Genomic DNA, 22,524 nt, shown 5'->3' with positions numbered 1-22,524 from the left:
TCATCACGTATTTCGGTAAAAATTCCAGAGATTTTCATTCTGTTTTCATATTGGATATTCCTGCTGTCGGCAGAGAGATTAAGGGGAGAAAATAACATGAAATCATTAAACGTGTTTTTCAAGGATTTGGGATCAGCCGTGAGAAACCCGAAGGTGTTGATCCCTGTCATTGCAATTCTATTTATACCGATCCTGTACAGCGGCATTTATTTGGCAGCTTACTGGGACCCTTACGGTAATGTGGATAAACTGCCGGTGGCTGTTGTCAATCTGGATAAAGGTGCGGAGCTTGAAGGTAAATCTCTTCATGTAGGTAAGGACCTTATTGATGAATTGAAGAAAAATGAAGATTTCAAATGGGATTTCGTTAGTGCTGCCAAGGCACAGGAAGGTATGCAGAACGACAAATATTACATGCAGATTACGATTCCGGAAAACTTCTCATCGAAAGCAACGACACTGCTCGATGATAAACCTGCACCAGCAGATTTGATCTATGAGCCAAACGGCAATTACAACTTTGTCGGGGCACAGATCGGTAAAACGGCAATCAAGGATTTGAAAGCGAAAGTTTCAGCCAAAGTTACAGAATCCTACGCAGAGACACTGCTTGATAAATTCTCTGAGGTATCAGACGGTTTGGCTGAAGCGGGCGATGGTGCGGGAGATCTGAAAAGCGGAGCAGGCAAGCTCGATGACGGCGCTGTGAAGCTCAAGGATAATCTGGCTAAACTTGCATCGGGTACGTTGAAACTTCAGGATGGACTATCTCCATTAAGTAATGGTGTTAATGCACTGCACAACGGTGCTTCGAAACTGGAGACTGGAACAACGAGTCTGGTATCGGGTTTACAGCAGCTCCATGAGGCAGCCACGGGTCAGCTTCAAAGCGGTGCTGACCAGTTGAAAGACGGCAGCAGCCAACTCGCGGCAGGTCTTCAGTCTTCATTAGACGGCACCAACAAGCTGCAGGCTGGACTGCAGTCATCTGAGCAGGGCAGCGCCAAGCTGTCTGACGGACTGCAGACCGCAGTACAGGGGAGTGGAACACTGGCAGGTGGACTGCAGTCCGCTGTGGATGGCAGCGGTAAAGTTGCTGACGGGGCACAGGGCGTGGCTGCTGGTCTGAAACAGCTTGCTGCAAACAGCCCCGAGCTGGCTGCAAGCGAAGATGTACAGAAGCTGATTGCGGCGAGCCAGGCTGTTGCTGACGGCAGCGCACAGCTGCATGAGAGCGAACAGAAGCTGGCGCAGGGCGCGGATCAGCTTCATCAAGGAAATCAACAGCTGGCTGCAGGGGCATCCGAACTGCATAACGGGCAGCAGCAGCTTCTCGCCGGAGCATCTCAATTGGCAGATGGGCAGAAACAGCTGCTCGCAGGTGCTGGACAACTCAGCCAAGGCGGAGCGAAACTCTCCGACGGCTTGAAGCAGTTCAGCAGCAAGCTGGGTGAAGCGGCGTCGGGCGGCACACAGCTGGCCGCAGGCGCGAAACAGCTGGGTACAGGCACAACGGCACTGCAGACCGGTGTTGGTAAGCTCAGCGGCGGTGTTACATCACTGGCTGACGGCTCCAAACAGCTTGGAGACGGTGCGGGCAAACTGGCTGACGGCCTTTCTGAACTGAAAGACGGCTCCGGTGAACTGGCGACCAAGCTGAAAGATGCAGCCAAGAAAACATCCGAAGTGAAGAAAACGGATGACGTGGTAAATATGTTCGCAGAACCGGTCAGCTCCTCCGAGAATAAAGCGGAAAACGTAAGCAACTACGGAACAGGTATGACACCGTTCTTCCTGTCCATCGGTTTGTTTGTGGGATCGCTGATCTCCACTATTGTTCTGAAAATGCGTGAAACGTCCGTACCGGGTGCGTCAGGCTGGAATCGGTTTGTCAGCCGTACGCTTGTGTTTGGTTCGGTAAGCATATTCCAGTCGGTTATCGTAGCAAGCTTTATGCTGTACGGGCTTGGACTGGAAACACACAGTACAGGGTTGTTCTATCTATTTACCATCATAACGGGCCTGACCTTCATGCTGATCGTTCAGGCACTGGTGACCTGGCTTGATCTGCCTGGACGTTATGTTATCATCCTGCTTCTGGTCTTCCAGCTTGCAGCGAGTGCAGGTACATTCCCGCTAGAACTGATTCCTTCATGGCTTCAGGCGATCAGTGAGTGGCTGCCGATGACACACAGCATTATGGGCCTCAGAGCCGTCGTATCCAGCGGTAACTTTGATGTCATGTGGCATCAGGCAGGAATACTGAGCATCTACGCATGTGTATCCATTCTGCTGACGCTGGCGTACTTTCTCTGGAATGGCCGACGTCCGAAGAAAGAAGCTGAAGTGGCAGAATCCGGTCAGCCCTTGACCGTATAATCGAGAAACAAAACGACATTTCGGACAACTTTTGCAAAAAAAAAGTTAAAAGATATGCAGCGGAATTATGCAATATAGTAGTCAAATAGTGCAAATAGCCTGCGGCTCTAAAATGAGCTGCAGGCTATTTTGTATACGATTGTATGAAAATAGAAAGCTTTATTGGAAGCTTGAGTATGAAAATTGCGAAAATATGGTCAAACGCATGCTGTATATGGAACGATTTTCTTTTACCTGCAATTAAAATCAGTTGTGCTCTGCCTTAAAATGTGTATAATTATTCGAAAAAGAGACGTTTTTAAACGTCATCACACTAAAGCTGTACTGCAAAGCATTTCTTATCAGAGATATTAAAAAGTTTAAATTGCGCTGATGTTAGGTCGGTGTTAAAATAATAGAACTATATCAAAAAACGTCGCTCCACAAGGAGTAGTCGTGCCAGCGACTGCGTCTTGTTGTATACATGCTGTTACCGGATGATCGGTGTCAGTCCCTCGCAAATGTCGCGGCCTTTGCCGCAGTACCAGATTTATAACCGATGGCTGATCCTAAGAAGCTGTCACCTCTTCATTTCAGCAGGCAGGCTTATCGCAAGCGAAATGCCGGCTCCTCCCGTTTCATTGTTGCCTGTTGCTATGTTCTTGATCTTTCCGAAATACTTCATTATAGAAAGGTTGCGTTCCATGAGACACATCGGATTACCTCCAAAACAAGGTCTGTACGATCCACAATTCGAAAAAGATGCATGCGGAATGGGTTTTGTTGCCAACATCAAAGGAGTACCTTCACACGATATCGTTAGTCAGGCACTGACCATGCTCAGCAATATGGAGCACCGCGGAGGTCAGGGAAGTGAACCGAACTCCGGCGACGGAGCGGGGATCCTGATTCAGATTCCACATCGTTATTTTGCCAAGGAAGCAGACCGTCTCGGTTTTGCACTGCCTGAACAGGGCTTCTACGGCGTAGGCATGCTGTTCCTGTCTCATGATCCAGCAGTTCGGACTGCACATGAAGAGAGCTTGAAGAACATTATTGAAGAAGAAGGACAGATCTTCCTGGGTTTCCGGGATGTACCTACGTATGATGAGATGCTGGGCCGTTCGGCACTGGCTGCGAAACCTTATGTACGTCAGGTATTTATCGGAAGATCGGATGAAGTGAAGGATGAGCTTGCATTTGAGCGCAAATTATATGTTATTCGCAGACGCGCCGAACTCGCGATTCGCTATTCCGCAGATGAGGCGGAGGGGGAATCGTTCTACCTGCCGAGCTTGTCGTGCCGCAAAGTGGTTTACAAAGGCATGCTGACCACCGAACAGGTAGGCAAGTTCTATCTGGATCTGCAGGAAGAACTGGTTGAATCGGCCATTGCGCTCGTGCACTCCCGATTCAGTACGAACACCTTCCCAAGCTGGGAACGGGCTCACCCGTACCGCTTCATGATCCACAACGGTGAGATCAACACGATGCGTGGTAACGTGAACTGGATGCATGCGCGTCAATCCTTGTTCGAAAGTGAACTGTTCGGCGATGATATTGCCAAAGTAAAACCGGTTATTAATCCGGATGGTTCGGATACAGCAATGTTCGATAACACGCTGGAGTTTTTGTATCTGAGCGGACGCTCTCTGCCGCATGTGGCGATGATGATGGTTCCCGAGCCGTGGAGCACCGATGAAGGCATGGACCCTGCGAAAAAAGCTTTCTATGAATATCACAGCACAATGATGGAGCCATGGGATGGCCCGGCTGCAATGGCATTTACCGACGGTTTACAGATTGGTGCCACGCTTGACCGTAACGGTTTGCGTCCCGCCCGTTATTATGTAACGAAGGATGACCGAATCATCCTTTCTTCCGAAGTCGGTGTTCTGGATATCGCACCGGAAGACATCCTGTATAAGGATCGTCTTCGTCCAGGACGGATGCTGCTCGTAGATACCCAAGAGGGCCGCATTATCTCGGATGAAGAAGTCAAAGCGATCATTGCAGCCGAGAACCCTTATGAGGAATGGCTGGAAGAGCATTTGATGGATCTGAACGAGCTGCCTGAAGCGCCGGAGCTGCCAGACCCTAAACATGATAACGTAACCCAGCTTCAGCTGGCTTACGGCTATACGTTTGAAGAACTGCGCAAAGTGCTGGAGCCCATGGCATCCACGGGAATGGAAGCAACAGGTTCCATGGGTTATGATGCGCCGCTGGCCGTTCTGTCCGATCGTCCGCAGCGCCTGTATAACTACTTTAAACAGATGTTTGCACAGGTAACCAATCCGCCGATTGACGCAATCCGCGAAGAGATTGTTACATCTACAGCGACAACGATCGGTCCGGAGCGGAACCTGCTTAACCCTGAACCGGAGAGCTGTCGCCAGATTCGTCTGGATACGCCGGTATTATCTAATGAAGACTTTGCAAAAATTCGCCACGTACGTCGTCCGGGCTTCCGCTCGATGACGATCCCGATCTTCTTCACTGCTGCTGAAGGAGCAGAAGGACTGCGTAAAGCGATGGACCTGCTTTTTGAAGCAGCAGACCGTGTTATCGACAAGGGACATAATATTTTGATCCTGTCTGACCGCGGTGTGGATGCCGAGAATGCCGCAATTCCTGCATTGCTTGCTGTTGCAGGGCTGCATCACCACCTGATTCGTCAGGGCACAAGAACCAAAGTCAGCATTTTGCTCGAATCGGGAGAGCCGCGTGATATTCACCACTACGCACTGCTTCTGGGTTATGGCGTTAGTGCGGTTAACCCTTATCTGGCGTTTGAAACGCTGGATGACATGATTCAGCAAGGTCTGCTGCGCGGTATCTCCCATGAGAAAGCCGTTAAGAATTACATTAAAGCCGCAACCAAAGGCGTTATTAAAATTTTGTCCAAAATGGGGATTTCCACGATTCAGTCGTATCGCGGTGCTCAAATCTTCGAAGCAGTGGGTCTGAAATCCGATTTCGTTGACCGTTACTTCACTTGGACACCTTCCCGAATCGGAGGCATCGGCTTGGAGGAAGTGGCCGCAGAAGCGCTCACGCATCATAACCGTGCTTTCACGGATAAAGACGGCAATGACCGAGTGCTCGATTCCGGCGGTGAATACCAGTGGCGTAATGATGGCGAAGAGCATCTGTTCAACCCGCAAACGATCCACACGCTGCAGCATGCCGTACGTACCGGAGATTATAAACTGTACAAAAAGTACTCGAAACTTGTGCAGGGTGAGAATGATCAGCTGCTGACCATTCGTTCCATGCTGAAGCTGAAACCGGTAGGAGCTTCCATTCCATTGGAAGAAGTAGAATCCGTAGAAAACATCATGCGTCGTTTCAAAACCGGTGCGATGTCCTTCGGTTCGATTAGTAAAGAAGCCCACGAAGACTTGGCGATCGCCATGAACCGTGTGGGTGGTAAATCCAATACAGGTGAAGGCGGAGAAGACCCGGCTCGTTTCATTAAAGACAGCAATGGGGATTCCCGCCGCAGTGCGATCAAGCAGGTTGCATCCGGACGTTTTGGTGTAACATCCAACTACCTGGTGAATGCGGACGAGATTCAGATCAAGATGGCTCAAGGGGCTAAACCGGGTGAAGGCGGACAGCTGCCGGGACGTAAAGTGTATCCTTGGGTAGCTGAGGTTCGCGGTTCCACGCCGGGCGTAGGTTTGATCTCACCGCCACCACATCACGATATTTATTCGATCGAGGACTTGGCCGAGTTGATCTACGACTTGAAAAATGCCAATCCACGTGCCGAAATTAACGTGAAACTGGTATCGGAAGTCGGCGTTGGAACGATTGCAGCCGGTGTAGCTAAAGGCCGTGCAGACATTATCCTGGTTAGTGGATATGATGGCGGTACAGGCGCATCTCCACAAGGTTCAATCCGTCATGCGGGTATGCCATGGGAGCTGGGACTGGCGGAAACGCATCAAACGCTGATGCTGAACAATTTGCGTGATCGTGTAGTCCTTGAAACAGACGGTAAAATGCTGAACGGGCGCGATCTTGCGATTGCCGCACTTCTTGGAGCGGAAGAATATGGTTTCTCTACTGCACCACTTGTTGCACTTGGCTGCATCATGATGCGTGTATGTCAGATGGATACTTGTCCAGTCGGTGTAGCAACACAAAATCCGGAGCTGCGTAAAAACTACATGGGTGATCCTGAACATGTCGTGAACTTCATGCGTTTTGTGGCGGAGGATATGCGTGAGATTATGGCTGAACTCGGTTTCCGTACTATTCAGGAGATGGTTGGTCGCACAGACTGTCTGGAAGCGGTCGAAGCGGTAGACCACTGGAAGAAAAAAGGTGTGGATCTGTCTGTACTGCTGCACGTGCCTGAGATGCCTGAAGGTTCTGCACGTTATCGTACGCAGCACCAGAACCACCAGCTGGAGGAGACGCTGGATATGCAGCAGCTCGTACCACTCGCACAGCCGGCAATCGAATCCGGTCAACCGGTCGAGGCCGTACTGCCAATTACCAACGTTAACCGTGCAGTCGGTACGATTCTGGGTAGTGAGATTACGCGCAAATACGGCCTTGCCGGTTTGCCTGAAGATACCGTTCAATTCAAGTTTGTCGGCTCTGCCGGACAAAGCTTTGGTGCTTTTGTACCAAAAGGCATGACGCTCACGGTCGAAGGAGACTCCAATGACTACGTGGGTAAAGGATTGTCTGGAGGCAAACTGATTGTGATGCCTTCGCCAAAAGCAACATTTGAGGCAGAGAATAACATTATTATCGGAAACACAGCACTGTATGGTGCGACGAGTGGTGAAGCGTACATTCGCGGAATTGCTGGAGAGCGTTTTGCCGTACGTAACTCGGGTGCCAAAGTGGTCGTTGAGGGTGTCGGCGATCATGGCTGCGAATATATGACGGGTGGTCGTGTCGTTGTACTGGGCGATACAGGCCGTAACTTCGCAGCAGGGATGTCTGGAGGTATTGCTTACGTGTACGATCCAAACGGCACATTCCTGCAGCGCTGCAACCTGGAAATGGTTCTTTTGGAGCGTATCGAGGATGCTTCCGAGAGCGCAGATCTGCGCGGTATGATTCAGCGTCACACAGCGCTCACGGGAAGTGCTGCAGGTCAGCGCATTCTGGATAATTGGCAGGATTCCCTGAATCATTTTGTACGTGTTATTCCAAAGGACTTCAAACGCATGACGGAACAGATCGAACGCGTACAAGCGACAGGTCTGACAGGTGAAGCTGCTCTGCTTGCAGCATTTGAAGCCAATATGCGTGAGCTTGCACGTACCGGAGGTTAAGTCTTTATTCATCGCTGCAAAAAGATATAAAACAAAGGGAGCTTTTATGGTCGCCACCCCGGCGTCATAAGGCTCCTTTTTGCTTTCGACAAAATTAGAACCCGCTCAAAAAACGTTATCGCCATGAGACGACAACATCAAGGAACGTTCTCAAGTATAATTAGGCTTAGTTTTGGAGTGCAGAGAAAGTATAAGATAAGAGAGGTTAGCGGAATGAAGATGAAGCATCCAAACATGGGCGATTCTAAGCCGACAGGTGAACCAGTCGAAGCAACCCAGATCGACATCATGAAAGTTTTGCTGCAATGTGGAATCGACCCGGAGCGTTTGAAACATTTCGTTTCCTCCGACATCAAGCGTTCTTGATCCAGTACACACCATAGAATGGAGGGAATTCAAGATACACAAAAAGGCCCAGAACCCGGAGCAGTATGTACTCGGATACTGGGTTTTCTTTTCGGGTAAGCTCCTGATTAATCCATACTGCGCTCCATGCGCACAAAAGCGATAAAGCGGCGAGCTTCTTCCTCCGTTAGAGGTTTACCATCGATCATCAGATCAAAACGTTCCAACACTTCTTTATCCGATAATTCAAGAGCATCCACGAATTCACGCACGTCTTCATCCATGACCATATCACTCTGCTTCGTACGTCCAATCAAATAATCAATGGACACATCGAAGATGTCGGCAAGTCGTGTTAACACCTCGAAATCCGGTTTGCGCCGGTTTTTCTCGTAGTGGGAGAGAGCCGCTCTGGTGATATGAATGGAGTTCGCAAGTTCTTCTTGAGTAAGTCCCCGCTGTTCTCTTAATTCAGCAATGCGATTTCCGTAGCTCATAAGCTATTTCCCCCTGAACACCATCATATATATTGAAACAATCCTGAGCCAAGTCTTTGATCAGGGCAAGTTTTCCTGCAAATGTACTACGCCTCATTCGTCTCATATACTCCTGTAAATAGGTCTGTCTAAGGACAGCTCAAATTGTCGTAAATCAAAAGAACCATGTCCAAATACCGCTTGACATGATACGTTTTGTATCGTAAATTGAACGTATGGAGTTACAAAATGTATCATTCGAAGTATTTAAAGTGTTTCCACATTGCCCTGGCTTTATACCTTTCAGAGAGGAACAGGGGCAGTGCGTGCAGACTAATCCATTCTAAAAGGAATGAAATCATGAATTCAAAATTTCTTCAGGAATGGGCTGATCTCAAACCAAATGTCCATATGTACATTCAGGAGTTTCATGGAAAAATGGTAGACCGCAAAAGACGTCCCGTCCTGTTACTTGGTATGGACACACAAGCGATCACTTTCCTGAGCGACCTGAACCTGCCGGTAATATCAGAAATGCTAATAGGTTTGGATGTCGAAGACAGCCGTGTATGCGTCAGGCTTCATGCCAAGCTGCAGTGGAAGCAGCCCTTTGGAGAGCTAATATTGTATCATTCGAACTTGCATATTCACAAAGAGCAGACACTATATATAACTGGACAGTTAAACAGAATGCTCACTGAAGTTGAATTTGAGGCAGTTTCCCGTTTTGCGTATGAGAAGTTGGCAGACCCATCTCCTCAGTCAAAACCTTATCGTTACATCGATTTTACCATATAGTGTTGGTTAAATCTGAACAATTTCTGAACAAGCATGTACTTAACGCCATTTTACTATATTTCATAGCGTTATGCATTAGTTCTTTAACACCAAAAGCATTTGCGCAATGAATAAAGAGGCGAGGAGGATCATACATTGAGGAAGTTTGGATATGGTTGAAATGCACTGCCACATTTTATCCGGTCTGGATGATGGCCCTGTTCGAATGGAGCAGTCCGTTGCGATGGCTGAGAAGGCAGCAGCCTCAGGAATAACCTCCATTATTGCAACTCCGCATCACCTGAACGGACAGTACCACAATGAACCAATGGTAGTGAATCAGGCTGTTCATATGCTTCGTGCAGAGCTCGCCAAACGAAATATTCGTTTGCAGGTTAGACCCGGACAGGAGATCCGAGTGCACGACAGACTGATTGAAGACTTGTATGCAGGTAAGTGCTGCACACTTGCAGGCAGCCGCTACATGCTGCTGGAGCTGCCCTTTGGTCATATTCCCTCACAGTTCCCCGAAATACTGCATGAACTGCGAATCGCGGGAATTACCCCAATTATCGCTCATCCTGAGCGCAACCTTGTTATTTTGAAAAAGCCAATGCTGTTGTCCGATTATTTGAATCAAGGCGGACTGTGTCAGCTTACGGCTCAATCTTTCACGGGGCTTTTCGGACGAAAAGTTCAGAAGTGGTGTTTTCATTTTTGCAAAGAAAACGGGTTTCATTTCATTTCATCAGACGCACATGATGTGAGGCTGAGAACATTTGAATTAAACGGGGCCTATAGATTAATTGCTCGAAAGTTCGATTACAGTGTCGTTCAGATTCTCAAGGAAAATGCAGCCTTGTTGTGGTGTAACCAAACGGTGGAAGGGCAGAAGCCGCCTATTCGAAGACGCTATCGTTATTTTGAGGGGCTGCCCATGTTTCAACGGATGAAAAGCAAAGTTGAATGGAGGAAATGAGATGGGATTGAAGGAGTACATGGGGATTCTGCGCAAAAGGATCTGGATTATCGCTGCTTTTGTTCTGGTTGCATGCATCGGTGCGGGGGTGAAAAGCTACTTCTTTACAACACCTATATATGAAGCAAATTCAAAATTAATTGTGAATCAAGTCTATAACGCGAACGGTGTGCCTAACCTGGATATTTCCTCCATTCAAACAAATATTAAAGTAATCAGTTCCTACATGGAGATCATCAAATCTTCCGCTATCCTCGATAAAGTCGTTACTACATACCCCGATCTTGGTCTGACTGCCAACCAATTGGGTGAGAGCATTCGGGTATCTACCGCGAATGAATCCCAAGTGATGAGCCTGACCGCCTCAGGAATATCATCCGAGAAAGCGGCAAAAACGGTAAATGCAGTCGCAAAGGTATTTCAATCTCAAATCCCCGTCATTATGAAGGTCGATAACGTGACGATTCTTAGTGAAGCCAAACCTACAGAACTTTCCAAACCTATCAATGTTAAACCCGCACTGAATATCCTGATCAGTTTCTTCGTTGGATTAATGCTTGCTATCGGCTTTGTCCTTTTATTGGAATACTTGGATGACACCTTGAAAACGGAAGATGAATTGGAGAAGGAACTTGAAATACCTGCTCTTGCAGTCATCTCCAAAATACGTAAAGAAGAGGCACGTCCTTCCAAACAATCATCCACACCTCAAAAGAAAGTAGGAGATGGACAATATGTCACGGCAAACCAATGACAAAGGCAACCTCGTTACGGTCGCTAACCCAAAGTCTGTTTCGTCAGAGGCTTATCGAAAATTAAGAACTAACATTCAATTTTCTTCGATTGATAGTCAGATTAGAACGATAATGATCGCTTCTGCTGTCTCGGGTGAAGGTAAAACAACAACCATTGGAAATTTAGCTGTAGCGTATGCGCAAGAAGGGAAGAAAGTATTGCTCATGGATACGGATTTGCGCAAACCAGCGCTGCATCGAATGTTTAACGTGCCAAATCACATCGGATTAACGAGCGTGTTATCAAGCCAATATCAGGTAACCGAAGTGTTGCGGGAAACGGTTGTTGAAGGTTTACACGTGCTGACCTCTGGTCCAATTCCACCCAATCCTTCAGAAATGATCGGCTCACGAAAAATGCTTGCACTGCTTGAGGATCTAAAGGAGGAATATGATGTCATTCTATTTGACACTCCACCTGTTTTGACTGTAACGGATGCGTTAATTATCAGCTCACTATGTGATGGCGTCATTCTTGTTGTCAGTGCAGGCAAGGTCAAAAAGGATCTTGTAAAAAAAGCAAAGGGCTATTTGGAACATGTGAATGCACGTATTTTGGGTGCGGCGTTGAATAATGTCCAACAATCCAAAAGACGTTACGGTGAGGAGGCATAGAAGCTCATTTACCGTGAATCACGTTGACCCTTCATCTACCATTTTAAGGTCATGTCTACTACACCTTTATCAAGGTAGGCACTCGGTCACACTGTGGGTAGTGTACCTTAGACGTTAATCGTCAAGGGTGTGACGTGAGGCAGGGTTAAATGCCCAATAAAAACAATATTTTTGCTCTTGATGTCATGTGGTTCTGATTTCATAAAAATAATAGAGGATAGGGTGGTATTTATGAGTAGAGTTAGGAAAGCAATTATTCCTGCGGCGGGTCTGGGAACCCGATTTTTGCCTGCCACAAAGGCGATGCCTAAAGAAATGCTCCCTATCGTTGATAAGCCAACGATTCAATACATTGTTGAAGAAGCCATCGCTTCAGGTATTGAAGATATTATTATTGTGACGGGAAAGGGAAAACGTGCAATTGAGGATCATTTTGACAGTGCATTTGAGCTGGAGCAGAACCTGCTTGAGAAAGGAAAACTTTCTTTGCTTGAAGAAGTCAAAAAATCCTCCAATGTGGACATTCATTACATAAGACAAAAGGAACCGTTGGGTCTGGGACATGCCGTTTGGTGCGCGCGAAACTTTATAGGCAGCGAACCTTTTGCCGTGCTGCTTGGTGATGACATTGTTGTTTCGGATGTCCCCTGCACTCGGCAGCTGATTCAGCAGTATGAGACGGTTCAACAATCGGTCCTGGGCGTGAAGACGGTAAGCCCAAGCGAGACCTATAGATATGGGATCATTGATCCTCTATGCACGGAAGGACGATTGTCTTCAGTTAACAGCATGGTAGAAAAACCGCCATTGGGTTCGGCTCCGTCCAATCTGGCGATTATGGGGCGATATATCCTGACTCCTGATGTATTTAAGTATTTGGAGCAGCAGCATATTGGAGCTGGTGGGGAAATACAGCTGACAGATGCATTGCAGAAGTTGAACAATGAGGAAGGTCTGTATGCCTATGATTTTGAAGGCACGCGTTACGATGTTGGCGAGAAGCTGGGTTATATTCTAACTACCCTTGATTTTGCATTGAATAATGCGGATCTTCGAGCCTCCGTACTCACTTCAATTGAAGAAATTTTAATGAGAGAACAGGCAAATCAACGGCTGTTAGTGGCGGGAGGTGATAATCTGTGAATTTATCAGGAACAGAATATGTTGTAAATCATGAAACTGCGGCCCTAGAAGGAAGTGCAGCTGTTCTGGGCCAGACTTATTCGCAGCGGCTCGGGGGATACGCCAATTTTTGGAAACCCCTAATCGACGTTACAGCAGCCGCGATACTGCTGCTTGCGGTTTCGCCTGTGATGATACTGTTATCTATATTGATTAAGGTTGATTCGAAGGGTTCTATCATTTTTCGCCAAGACCGTTATGGGAAAAATGGAGTCAAGTTCAGTATTTATAAATTCAGAACGATGTATGTAGATGCACCCAAATACAGTGTTTCTCCTACGAGCAGTCTGGACCCGAGGATTACAAGAGTTGGTCGATTTCTTCGAAAAACGAGTCTGGATGAATTACCGCAGCTGCTCAACATTCTCAAAGGAGAAATGAGTTTTATCGGGCCAAGACCTGAGCTGAAAACGATCGTGGAGCAGCACTATACCGAGTTGGAACGCAGACGTTTTCTCGTAAAACCGGGAATTACCGGCCTGTGGCAGGTAAGCGAAGCACGTAAAGAGCCAATCCACCACAACTTGCAATATGATTTTCATTATATCTTAAATATGTCTTTGGTCATGGATCTTAAAGTTATCATTCGAACGGTACGTGTCATGATTAAAAGCAATACATTTTAAGCTGCTGAATTGGAGGATGATTGGATTGAAACATATTGTTGTTACGGGGGCAGCGGGATTCCTGGGATCGCATCTTGTCAAATCTCTAATTAGTAAAGGACATCGGGTAACCGGGTTGGATAATCTCTCCACCGGTATGATTTCCAATTTGCGAGAGGTGGCGAAAAGCCCCCTTTTTTCTTTTGCTGAAGTCGATGTTACGAACCGGGAGGCGCTCGATTTTCTGAATCAAGAACCCGTGGAGGAAATCTATCATCTTGCATCACCCGCTTCTCCCAAATTCTATCAAGCCAGTTCGATAGAGACAATCTGGGTCAATACGCAGGGGACCTATCATATGCTGGAGCTGGCTCGCAATAAAAAAGCTCGATTCCTATACTCCAGTACGAGTGAGGCCTATGGGGATCCTGAGGTCCATCCACAACCCGAGAGTTATCGCGGGCATGTGAATACATGGGGCCCCCGAGCTTGCTACGATGAGTCCAAGCGTTTGGGGGAAGTGCTGTGTTACGAATACTACACAAAATATCAGGTAGCTGTAAGAGTTGCCCGTATTTTTAACACGTATTCTGCAGGCCTACGCAACGATGATGGCAGAGTCATCTCGAATTTTGTTACTCAGGCACTTACAGGTCAGGATATTACAGTGTATGGTGATGGTTCGCAGACCCGGTCATTCTGCTACGTAGACGACAATATCGAAGGCCTTGAGAAATTGATGGCGTCGGAACAGGCAGAGGGGGAAATCGTTAACATAGGTAATCCATCTGAATACAGCGTGGTTGAAGTAGCCCACATGATCAAAAGGCTGACACAGTCGGAAAGTCAAATTGTATATATGCCTTTGCCTCAAGACGATCCGAAAGTCAGAAGACCGGTGATTGATAAAGCGAAGGAACTGCTGGATTGGGAACCAAAAATCAGCCTGGAAGAGGGGCTGGGACAAATGATTCAACATTATCGTTCCATGCTGCTTGGGGCAATCTGATCCCATGGCCAAAATAATGATCGCCCACAGTCTGTACCCGCCGGATATGATTGGAGGTGCGGAAGTTTCTACTCAGATCCTGGCCCAAACGATAAACCGTCAATATGAAGTACAGGTTATGACGGTTGGTGGACATAATGACAGCCAGGTCCGAACCGACATCGTAAACGGAATCAACGTGATTCGCCTTCCCTATAACAATCGGTATTGGATTGGAGAACATGGAAGAAATTCATCTGTTCTAAACAAGGTCGTGTGGCGGGTTCGAGATATTTTCAATTTCAGACAGTATCAGCATATTAAGAAGCATCTTACCGAACATAAACCTGATCTGGTGCATACGCATAACCTCGCTGGACTAAGTCTGGCCATGTGGAGAGCTGCTCACGAGTTGAATATCCCTGTAGTACACACCATTCATGATTTTGCTCTTATTGATCCAATAAAAATACCTGCATATTCCAAAATGTATAGATTGATCTCCAAAAGGTTCAGCCGCATGACTGCATCGGTTATTGGAGTTTCCAATCACATTCTGGGTACGCATACCTCGCTAGGACTATTTGAAAACTCCACGAAACATGTCATATACAACATTGTTGATAACAATCCATGTGCCGCGGAACGGTATAAAGAGAAAAAGGTGAATACAAGCGGACCGATGATCGTCGGATATTTTGGACAGCTCACGGATGTGAAGGGCGTGCATTATCTGATTCGTGCAGTCAAGGCGCTTGGTCCTGACATTGTCGAGAAACTGTATATCTTTGGTGACGGTCCATTGTTGGATTCATTGAAAGAGTGTGCGTTACCGGATCATCGTATTGAATTCAAGGGTAAGATCCCCAAAACGGATGTCATGAAATATATGGCAGCGGTAGATCTGGTCATTGTTCCCTCTACGTGGAATGAACCCTTTGGATTAGTCGTGATTGAAGCCTATCAAGTGGGTACACCGGTGTATGCCTCGCGGGTTGGAGGTATGGCCGAGATCCTGCTCAATACGGAGAAATATTCGTTTCAACCTAATAGCTCAGAAGATATAACCCGTTCTATTCTGGAATACTTTCATATGAGTGAAAGCGAGAAGGTGGCGTTAAAGGAGCAATGCCATCAATACAGCCTGACTTTTAATGAATCTTACCAGCTCCAAAAACATGCGGATGTTTACGATAGGCTTATCGAGTGTGGAGGTTAAGATGCAGACGATTTCCATGAATAGAGGCAAACCTGTATATATCACTTCGTATGTCGAATCAAAGGGATCAGCATATCAGGTTATGTTTTACGTTTTGCTGGTGTATCTGTCGTTTTACGGCCTGGTATCGGTCTATGTGGATAACATTGTGTTTCGCTCACTTAAGGACGTCGGAATGCTTTTGTTAGCTGTAGTTGGTATGAGCAGGCTGTATCGCGGTCAGCCTAATTTCATCGTTTTGTTTCTGTTCCTGTTTAGTTCGATATTATTCATAGGTTCTATGAATCTTCTTCTGGGCGGGAGCATCGTCTCGTGGGTGTACGGAGTGAAGGTTACTTTTTTGCCTATGTTAATGTTATTTGCCGGAATGTATATAGCTGAAAAAAAGGCGATCTATACATTTGCCAGAACCAATCTAATCATTCTTTTTCTGTTAATTACAGGCTGGCTGATCCAATATTCTCTAGGGATTGATAAGCTTATTTCGTTAGGTTTTGTTTATGGTGTAAACATCAAGCATTATCTGGAAGGAGTTCCTCGTCTGAATTCCATCACGGTGTCTCCGGATAGCTATGCATATGCTCTGTTGATAACAGGACTAATTGCTGAAAAAGTCCGAACAGCAGAAAAATATCGTTTATTTCAGATGTTTATCCGTTTGCTGGTTTTCAGCTTCCTGCTTTTATCCACGATCCGATCTGCTTTGGTCTTCTGGATCATCTATCAGATCGTGACATTTGTTCTCCGTGTTCGCAAATACAATCGTAATAATATGCTGCTGCTGTCCGGTGTGTTCCTACTGCTGCCGGGAGCAGTCGTGTTTGGATTTCGTTTAATGGAGAACTATAATCTGCTTTCCATCAATTCTATGTTAGTACGATTTCAGAGCTGGGGATCTTATTTGACATCTCCATTTACAATGAACGGCGTGATTGGGAACGGAATCGGCGCGGTAGGTGCAGCCAGCCGCCGAACCCATATGCTTGGTTTGGAATCTCGTGATTACCCGGTAGACAACCAGTACTTTTCATTCTATGAACAGATCGGTTGGATCGGTATTATTTATCTGGTTGTTTTGTTTGCATGGATGGCGGCATGCCTTCATAAACGAATGATAAGTCTTCCCGCAGCCGATGCCATGAGATTGCCTCAGATGGCCATTGCACTGTTAATGGGTGCGGCAGCAGCCAGTTTTACTACAAATGTACTGGAGCTGTTCCCAGGCAATGTATCCATATGGCTGGTTGTTGGCATGGCACTATATCAACAAAGGGATGTAGACGAAATACCAATACAAAGCAGGTGAGGGTATTCATGAAGGTTTTGCATATAGGAGAATACGTTGTTGGTGGCGTAGCAACCTATCTAAACGAACTAGCAGCGTATCAAAGTCAATTTTTCGATGTGTATCTAATGATGAGCGACTACAATTCAGCCTCTGATTTTGACTTGGACCCGGATCATATCCTGCGTTACGAGTATAGACGTCATCCCAAGTATTTCTTGTCGGCCATGAACTGCATTCGCAAAGCGATTCAACGTATTCAACCGGATATCATTCATATCCACAGCTCTTTTGCAGGGATGCTGGCAAGGAGCTTATTTTTTGTTTTCCCCCCAAAAGCCAGTGTATTTTATTGTTCCCACGGGTGGTCTTTTTTAATGGATACCAAACCTAGGCTGAAAAAGGCTTACTACATGATCGAGAAGATGTTGGAGTTCAAGACGGATTTTATTATTAATATTTCAAAATATGAATTGGAACAATCCGTACGTTTAGGCATGTCATCTACCAAATCCAGATTCGTATATAGTGGTTTGCGAGAGAGAAATTCAAGACCTCCATCAGAATCCAACACTTCAGTTCTCCTCGATCCTGTAAAAGGAGATAACGTAATCCGGCTTTTATTTGTTGGCCGATATGATCGTCAGAAGGGATTGGATGTGCTTCTGGATGTACTCGCCCAATATCCGGATCTTCAGGACCTGACCCAATTGTATGTGATCGGAGACAGTGTGCTTGAAAAAAACGAGTGGACATTTCCGGAGAATGTCGTACGTCTAGGGTGGGTGGACAACGCTTCGATTGACCTGTATTACCAGCAATGTGATGCCGTTATTATGCCATCTAGATGGGAAGGGCTTCCGCTGGTTGCACTCGAAGCAATGAAGAATCGTAAAGCGGTTATATCGAGCAGCCGTGCCTCCTTGCCGGAACTGGTATCGCATGAAGTTAATGGATACATTTTTGATCTCGATCAGCCCGAGGAATTGGTGCACATATTGAGACGACTGAATAAGAAGAAACTAACTGAAATGGGAGAAATCGGACGAAGTATATTTGTGGAAAAGTTCAGTGCGGATCGGATGAATGAAGAATTTGTCAGCTTGTATTATGAAGCTCGCAATGTGAATGTAACGCTTCAGCACGGCACACTTACCTCACGCTCTGAAAACTATAACAGGAATGGAGAGTCACCTAAACATGAATACGATATACATTAATGCTCGCTTTTTGACTCAGACCGTTACGGGAGTGCAGCGGTATGCCATCGAACTCATGAAAGAAATCGATAAACTCATTGATTGCGGAGAAGTTGACGGCACGAAGTATGAGTTCTGTTTGCTTTCTCCAACCAATGTACTCACTCATTTGGATTTAAAACATATTCGTCATCGGAGCGTCGGGAAACTCAAGGGGCATGCATGGGAACAGTTTGAACTTCCGTTCTATTCCAAGGGTGGACTGTTAATTAACCTGTGCAATACTGGTCCGGCGTTTAAACGTAATCAGGTGGTCACCATTCATGATGCATCTGTCTTCAGTTACCCTAACGCATTTTCGTTTGCTTTTCGCTCATGGTATCAGTTTTTGACTGTACGTTTGGGGAAAATCTCTAAACGGGTGATCACCGTATCCAACTTCTCCAAGGGAGAGTTGATTCAACATTGTAAAATTGCTGCACAAAAAGTTTCCGTTACGCATCTGGGCATTGATCATATTCATGAAAGGCAGGCGGCTCAAGGTACGCTTGAGAAATATGGCATTGAATCACCATACGTTTTGGCTGTAAGCACGATGAACCCCTATAAAAATTTCAAGCTGATATTCGAAATTTTACCTGAAGTAAAGGCTCAGAACCTGAATGTCGTCATTGTTGGCTCACAAAACAGCAAGGTCTTCAGCAGTCATATTCAGGATGAATCAGAGGCTGTTCAATGGGTGGGATATGTATCGGATGAGGAACTTAAGGCACTTTACGAAAATGCAGCAGGTTTCATATTCCCCTCATTGTATGAAGGTTTTGGATTACCCCCACTCGAAGCAATGGCATTAGGATGCCCGGTAATTGTCTCCTCCAGAGGGTCTATTCCTGAAGTTTGCGGAGAGGTCGGTTTATATTTTGATCCCCATCAGCCTCAAGAGGCAGCTTCGCGATTGGTGGAAATTTCATCTAATCCGGAACTGGTGCAGCAATTATCCGCCAAGGGTAAGGAACACTCTTCCTTCTTTTCCTGGAATAAATGTGCCAAAGATACGATTAACATCATTATGAATGCAGTATAACGGAGTATTTCAAGAAAAAAACGGCAAGTCTGAGGTGAGAACATGAGGGCATCTGTAGCCATTTGCACACATAACCGAGGCAGTGATACGATGCAGGCGATCGAAAGTCTGTTGAAAGGCGATACCGATGCTGCATCCTATGAAATTCTGGTCATTGATAACTGTTCCACGGATCATACCAAAGTATTATTTGAGTCTATGGATTTCCCTGCACATGTACGTTATGTATACGAGTCTCGATTGGGACTATCCTTCGCAAGGAATAGGGCAATTGAAGAAGCAGAAGGGGAAATTGTCATGTTTCTGGATGATGATGCCTTGGCTTCAACGTCATGGATTAGAGAAGTCGTGAAAATATTTGATATGGATGCTGCCATAGGATGTGTAGGGGGAAAGATTACTCCCATATGGGAAGGCGGAAAGCCGGATTGGATACCGGACGATTTTGTGAGTATGTACTCCATTTTGGACTTTTCGAACGAAATCGTAGAGATGAGTGATCCCCATATTCCATTTGGAGCGAACGTTTCTTTCAGAAAGAGTATATTTAAGGAAATTGAGCCATTCAGAACGGATTTGGGGCGAATAGGAAAAAATCTATTGTCTGGTGAAGAAACGGATCTCATCGGACGTGTTCGAGCAAAATATAAGATTTATTACAATCCATACGCAGCGGTTGAACACAAGATTTCAAAAAGCAGGCTTAATCGACGCTGGTTGCTGCGCAGAGTCTATTGGCAGGGAATCAGTGATGCAGCTTTACAGCAGAAAAATTCAAGCGGAATCTTCAAGCATCTGTTGGTTATCATTCTAGCATGCGTCTATATCATCGTTTCCATGACGAACGTCAAAAAAGTCACCAAGGGGTTAGCTAAAATCGTTTATCGGAATGGGAGTATCGTTGGGACTTTTCGTAAAAGTAAAGGAATGAATGTCTAATGAGCAGCGTCGCAGCTCCCTCAACTCGGCAGTTTGGTTTGCTCCATACGATTCTTATGACGAGTTTCGCTAATATTTTGATTATGGCCGTAACGACGCTTACCTCCATTCTGACAGCTCGCATGTTTGGGGCAGAGGGAAGAGGTGAACTGGCGGCGGTTTTGTTCTGGCCATCTTTTCTGTCGGGGCTCGCAGCTTTGGGGCTGCCGACTTCATTGATCTTTAATGTAAAAAGAAATCAGCATCAGCTGTCGACGTATATCGGTATGAGTTTTGCGATCCAGGTACCCATTAGTGTAATTGTAGGATGTATTAGCTGGTATGGGGTATCCTTTTGGCTGGGCGGGTATTCGGAATCGATTATAGTTCTGGCTCAGTGGTATACAGTGCTCATGGTTCCTCTGCTGCTGCTTATGGGTGTTCTTGCGGCATCTGCACAGGGAACTGAACGATTCATTATTTATAATCTTTCACGTCTGCTTGTACCTTGCTTTAACTTGATTGGTCTGCTTATATTGTGGATTTCCGGTACATTGACAGTCGAACGTGCTGTAGTGACAAGTCTGATTTCGACACTAATCGTATTAGGCATGTACATGTACATGATGCGAACTCATATTTTTGAGTCGGTTGGTACGCTGTTCCGCCAATTCAAAGCCGGTATGGAGCTCTTCAACTACGGTGTTCGCGTATATGGCGTTGAGCTTCTCGGAACGCTTTATACGCAGTTTGACAAGATTATTATCATCACACTGCTTACTCCGCGTGATTTCGGTTTGTATTCAGTGGTTTTTGCGCTGTCCAGAATGTTCGATGTTGTTCAAAATGCGATCGCAAACGTCATTTTCCCAAAAGTCGCTGGCAAGGATAAAGACCAGGTTTTGTCGTTAGTGGGCAGAGCTTTTCGGATCAGTATTTTTCTAATGACTCTAATTGTTGTACCAAGCATGTTTATCGGGCGTTATTTTATCGGTCTTTTCTATGGCGAAGAATTTTTGCAAGCAAGTACAGTATTTTATTTACTTTCGTTTGAATGCATCATTGGTGGAGGTTCATGGATTCTCGCTTCGGCGTTCAATGCGCTTGGGCGGCCAGGTGTTATTCTGTTAAGGCAGATATGTGCGCTGGCTGTGACAGTTACGTTATTTTTTATACTTACACCAACATTCGGTCTTAATGGGATCGGCGTGGCATTGTTAGCGGGGGCGATGGTCCGGATTTTGATGTCTTTGATCTCGATTTCCCTCCTATTCAAACTTCCTATGCGCCGCATGCTCTACAACAAAGAAGATATCGTATTTCTGAGAAGAAAATTCAGAGAGAAAAATCCATTCAAAGGAGCCGGGAAAGATGCCGAACGTGCAGCAGATTCATCCCATGAGTGAATTGAAACAGCGTCTTGAACAGATCTTGGAGGTCATTCCTCCGCGTTCAAAAGTTTATTATATCGATTATCCCGTTCATAGTAATTGCGGCGACCTTTTGATCATGAAAGGAACAGAGGCCTTTTTCAAGGATAATCAAATTCAAGTGATCCAGCGGTTCAGCGTGTATGATTTTGACGAGCGAATGGACATTCCTCGTGATCATATCCTTGTTTTGCACGGAGGAGGAAACTTCGGTGATTTGTACGTAATGCATCAGAACTTGCGGGAAAAAATAGTGGAAAATTATCCGCATCATCGGATCGTACTGCTGCCGCAGACTGTCTATTACCAAAGTGAAGAAGCTTTGCGACAGACCGTCTCTATTTTTAATAAACATAAAGATCTTCATCTATACCTTAGAGATGAGAAATCATTTCAGCTTATATCCGATCATTTCCCGAATTGTAAGGCGAGATTAATGCCTGATATGGCACACCAACTGTGGCCTATTCCGTTCAAGGGATCACCAAGTAAGGAGAGGTTAAACTTTCTACGAATGGATATTGAAGCAGGCGATGAACAAGCTGCTGTCGCTTCCCAGATGCAGGACAATACGCTGGATTGGCATACACTGTATAACAGGTACGAGAGAAAACTGGTGCAGTGGGCAGGAGGCGGGCTTCGTAGAATGAAAGGAAGCAAACTGCTTCAGTTAGGATGGAGGCTGTACAGCGATTATTTGGTCAATAAGGCAATTCGTCGTTTTGCCAAATACGAAACCATTTATACCTCCCGATTGCACGGACATATTCTGTCCTGTTTGATGGCCAAACCCAATGTGCTTATTGACAACTCCTATGGTAAAAATTCCGGTTACTATCATCTCTGGACGCATAAAGTTAACACGGCAAATCTGGCTGAAACCATATCTGGAAGCATATCTGTGAAGCCGAATTACAGAGAGAAACAAACAATAACAGTCTAAAGCCGAATACACGAATTGGAGTGG

At 46.0% G+C, this 22,524-nt stretch carries 18 protein-coding genes; 17 read left to right on the top strand and 1 reads right to left on the bottom strand.

Annotated features, from left to right (window positions below; all coding sequences use genetic code 11):
• Nucleotides 1-96: 96 nt before the first annotated feature.
• From ABXS70_RS19830 to ABXS70_RS19820, 3 genes are all read left to right on the top strand, one after another.
• Nucleotides 97-2,379: a YhgE/Pip domain-containing protein gene (locus ABXS70_RS19830; RefSeq protein WP_366290208.1), complete on the top strand. Its 2,283-nt coding sequence runs from the start codon at nucleotides 97-99 to the stop codon at nucleotides 2,377-2,379.
• Nucleotides 2,380-3,062: 683 nt separating this feature from the next.
• Nucleotides 3,063-7,661: a glutamate synthase large subunit gene (gltB, locus tag ABXS70_RS19825; RefSeq protein WP_342554630.1), complete on the top strand. Its 4,599-nt coding sequence runs from the start codon at nucleotides 3,063-3,065 to the stop codon at nucleotides 7,659-7,661.
• Nucleotides 7,662-7,874: 213 nt separating this feature from the next.
• Entirely contained in the window at nucleotides 7,875-8,027 is a 153-nt protein-coding gene (locus ABXS70_RS19820) for a hypothetical protein (protein ID WP_342554631.1), read from the top strand.
• Between the two features lie 107 nt (nucleotides 8,028-8,134).
• Here the strand turns inward: ABXS70_RS19820 and ABXS70_RS19815 are convergent, their stop codons facing one another.
• Entirely contained in the window at nucleotides 8,135-8,503 is a 369-nt protein-coding gene (locus ABXS70_RS19815) for a helix-turn-helix domain-containing protein (RefSeq protein WP_123063221.1), read from the bottom strand.
• A gap of 339 nt (nucleotides 8,504-8,842) precedes the next feature.
• Between ABXS70_RS19815 and ABXS70_RS19810 the strand changes: the two genes are divergently transcribed.
• From ABXS70_RS19810 to ABXS70_RS19745, 14 genes are all read left to right on the top strand, one after another.
• On the top strand, nucleotides 8,843-9,280 hold the full coding sequence (locus ABXS70_RS19810; RefSeq protein WP_342554632.1) for a hypothetical protein: 438 nt from the start codon (nucleotides 8,843-8,845) through the stop codon (nucleotides 9,278-9,280).
• Nucleotides 9,281-9,431: 151 nt separating this feature from the next.
• Entirely contained in the window at nucleotides 9,432-10,238 is an 807-nt protein-coding gene (locus ABXS70_RS19805) for a CpsB/CapC family capsule biosynthesis tyrosine phosphatase (protein ID WP_342554633.1), read from the top strand.
• A gap of 1 nt (nucleotide 10,239) precedes the next feature.
• Nucleotides 10,240-10,992, top strand: coding sequence for a Wzz/FepE/Etk N-terminal domain-containing protein (locus tag ABXS70_RS19800; protein WP_366290202.1), 753 nt, complete (start codon nucleotides 10,240-10,242; stop codon nucleotides 10,990-10,992).
• Nucleotides 10,973-11,647, top strand: a complete 675-nt coding sequence (locus tag ABXS70_RS19795) for a CpsD/CapB family tyrosine-protein kinase (protein ID WP_342554635.1) — start codon at nucleotides 10,973-10,975, stop codon at nucleotides 11,645-11,647. The genes ABXS70_RS19800 and ABXS70_RS19795 overlap by 20 nt, the downstream gene beginning before the upstream one ends.
• 231 nt (nucleotides 11,648-11,878) lie before the next feature.
• A complete protein-coding gene (gene galU, locus ABXS70_RS19790) occupies nucleotides 11,879-12,790 on the top strand; it encodes a UTP--glucose-1-phosphate uridylyltransferase GalU (protein ID WP_342554636.1) in 912 nt (303 codons plus the stop codon).
• Nucleotides 12,787-13,455: a sugar transferase gene (locus ABXS70_RS19785; RefSeq protein WP_342554637.1), complete on the top strand. Its 669-nt coding sequence runs from the start codon at nucleotides 12,787-12,789 to the stop codon at nucleotides 13,453-13,455. Before galU ends, ABXS70_RS19785 begins: the two co-directional genes overlap by 4 nt.
• Nucleotides 13,456-13,480: 25 nt before the next feature.
• Entirely contained in the window at nucleotides 13,481-14,443 is a 963-nt protein-coding gene (locus tag ABXS70_RS19780; protein ID WP_342554638.1) for a UDP-glucuronic acid decarboxylase family protein, read from the top strand.
• Nucleotides 14,444-14,447: 4 nt separating this feature from the next.
• On the top strand, nucleotides 14,448-15,641 hold the full coding sequence (locus tag ABXS70_RS19775; RefSeq protein ID WP_366290197.1) for a glycosyltransferase family 4 protein: 1,194 nt from the start codon (nucleotides 14,448-14,450) through the stop codon (nucleotides 15,639-15,641).
• Between the two features lies 1 nt (nucleotide 15,642).
• Complete coding sequence (locus tag ABXS70_RS19770) at nucleotides 15,643-16,947, top strand: hypothetical protein (protein ID WP_366290194.1); 1,305 nt, start codon at nucleotides 15,643-15,645, stop codon at nucleotides 16,945-16,947.
• 8 nt (nucleotides 16,948-16,955) lie between these two features.
• A complete protein-coding gene (locus ABXS70_RS19765) occupies nucleotides 16,956-18,146 on the top strand; it encodes a glycosyltransferase (RefSeq protein WP_366290191.1) in 1,191 nt (396 codons plus the stop codon).
• Complete coding sequence (locus ABXS70_RS19760; protein ID WP_342554642.1) at nucleotides 18,127-19,209, top strand: glycosyltransferase family 1 protein; 1,083 nt, start codon at nucleotides 18,127-18,129, stop codon at nucleotides 19,207-19,209. Before ABXS70_RS19765 ends, ABXS70_RS19760 begins: the two co-directional genes overlap by 20 nt.
• A gap of 42 nt (nucleotides 19,210-19,251) precedes the next feature.
• On the top strand, nucleotides 19,252-20,148 hold the full coding sequence (locus ABXS70_RS19755) for a glycosyltransferase (RefSeq protein WP_342554643.1): 897 nt from the start codon (nucleotides 19,252-19,254) through the stop codon (nucleotides 20,146-20,148).
• Nucleotides 20,148-21,533 (top strand): oligosaccharide flippase family protein, encoded by a 1,386-nt coding sequence (locus tag ABXS70_RS19750; protein WP_342554644.1) that lies wholly within the window; start codon nucleotides 20,148-20,150, stop codon nucleotides 21,531-21,533. The genes ABXS70_RS19755 and ABXS70_RS19750 overlap by 1 nt, the downstream gene beginning before the upstream one ends.
• Nucleotides 21,499-22,500, top strand: coding sequence for a polysaccharide pyruvyl transferase family protein (locus ABXS70_RS19745; protein WP_366290186.1), 1,002 nt, complete (start codon nucleotides 21,499-21,501; stop codon nucleotides 22,498-22,500). Before ABXS70_RS19750 ends, ABXS70_RS19745 begins: the two co-directional genes overlap by 35 nt.
• Nucleotides 22,501-22,524: the final 24 nt, after the last annotated feature.

Source organism: Paenibacillus sp. AN1007 (assembly GCF_040702995.1).
Classification (GTDB): domain Bacteria; phylum Bacillota; class Bacilli; order Paenibacillales; family Paenibacillaceae; genus Paenibacillus.
Note: the sequence above shows the minus strand (reverse complement) of the source record. Positions and strands in the feature narration are given on the sequence as shown.

Bases quoted from the DNA above. Each gene is read 5' to 3' on its own strand.
- ABXS70_RS19830 (WP_366290208.1), top strand. From the start codon at position 97: ATGAAATCATTAAACGTGTTTTTCAAGGATTTGGGATCAGCCGTGAGA.
- gltB (WP_342554630.1), top strand. From the start codon at position 3,063: ATGAGACACATCGGATTACCTCCAAAACAAGGTCTGTACGATCCACAA.
- ABXS70_RS19820 (WP_342554631.1), top strand. From the start codon at position 7,875: ATGAAGATGAAGCATCCAAACATGGGCGATTCTAAGCCGACAGGTGAA.
- ABXS70_RS19815 (WP_123063221.1), bottom strand. From the start codon at position 8,503: ATGAGCTACGGAAATCGCATTGCTGAATTAAGAGAACAGCGGGGACTT.
- ABXS70_RS19810 (WP_342554632.1), top strand. From the start codon at position 8,843: ATGAATTCAAAATTTCTTCAGGAATGGGCTGATCTCAAACCAAATGTC.
- ABXS70_RS19805 (WP_342554633.1), top strand. From the start codon at position 9,432: ATGGTTGAAATGCACTGCCACATTTTATCCGGTCTGGATGATGGCCCT.
- ABXS70_RS19800 (WP_366290202.1), top strand. From the start codon at position 10,240: ATGGGATTGAAGGAGTACATGGGGATTCTGCGCAAAAGGATCTGGATT.
- ABXS70_RS19795 (WP_342554635.1), top strand. From the start codon at position 10,973: ATGTCACGGCAAACCAATGACAAAGGCAACCTCGTTACGGTCGCTAAC.
- galU (WP_342554636.1), top strand. From the start codon at position 11,879: ATGAGTAGAGTTAGGAAAGCAATTATTCCTGCGGCGGGTCTGGGAACC.
- ABXS70_RS19775 (WP_366290197.1), top strand. From the start codon at position 14,448: ATGGCCAAAATAATGATCGCCCACAGTCTGTACCCGCCGGATATGATT.
- ABXS70_RS19770 (WP_366290194.1), top strand. From the start codon at position 15,643: ATGCAGACGATTTCCATGAATAGAGGCAAACCTGTATATATCACTTCG.
- ABXS70_RS19765 (WP_366290191.1), top strand. From the start codon at position 16,956: ATGAAGGTTTTGCATATAGGAGAATACGTTGTTGGTGGCGTAGCAACC.
- ABXS70_RS19760 (WP_342554642.1), top strand. From the start codon at position 18,127: ATGAATACGATATACATTAATGCTCGCTTTTTGACTCAGACCGTTACG.
- ABXS70_RS19755 (WP_342554643.1), top strand. From the start codon at position 19,252: ATGAGGGCATCTGTAGCCATTTGCACACATAACCGAGGCAGTGATACG.
- ABXS70_RS19750 (WP_342554644.1), top strand. From the start codon at position 20,148: ATGAGCAGCGTCGCAGCTCCCTCAACTCGGCAGTTTGGTTTGCTCCAT.
- ABXS70_RS19745 (WP_366290186.1), top strand. From the start codon at position 21,499: ATGCCGAACGTGCAGCAGATTCATCCCATGAGTGAATTGAAACAGCGT.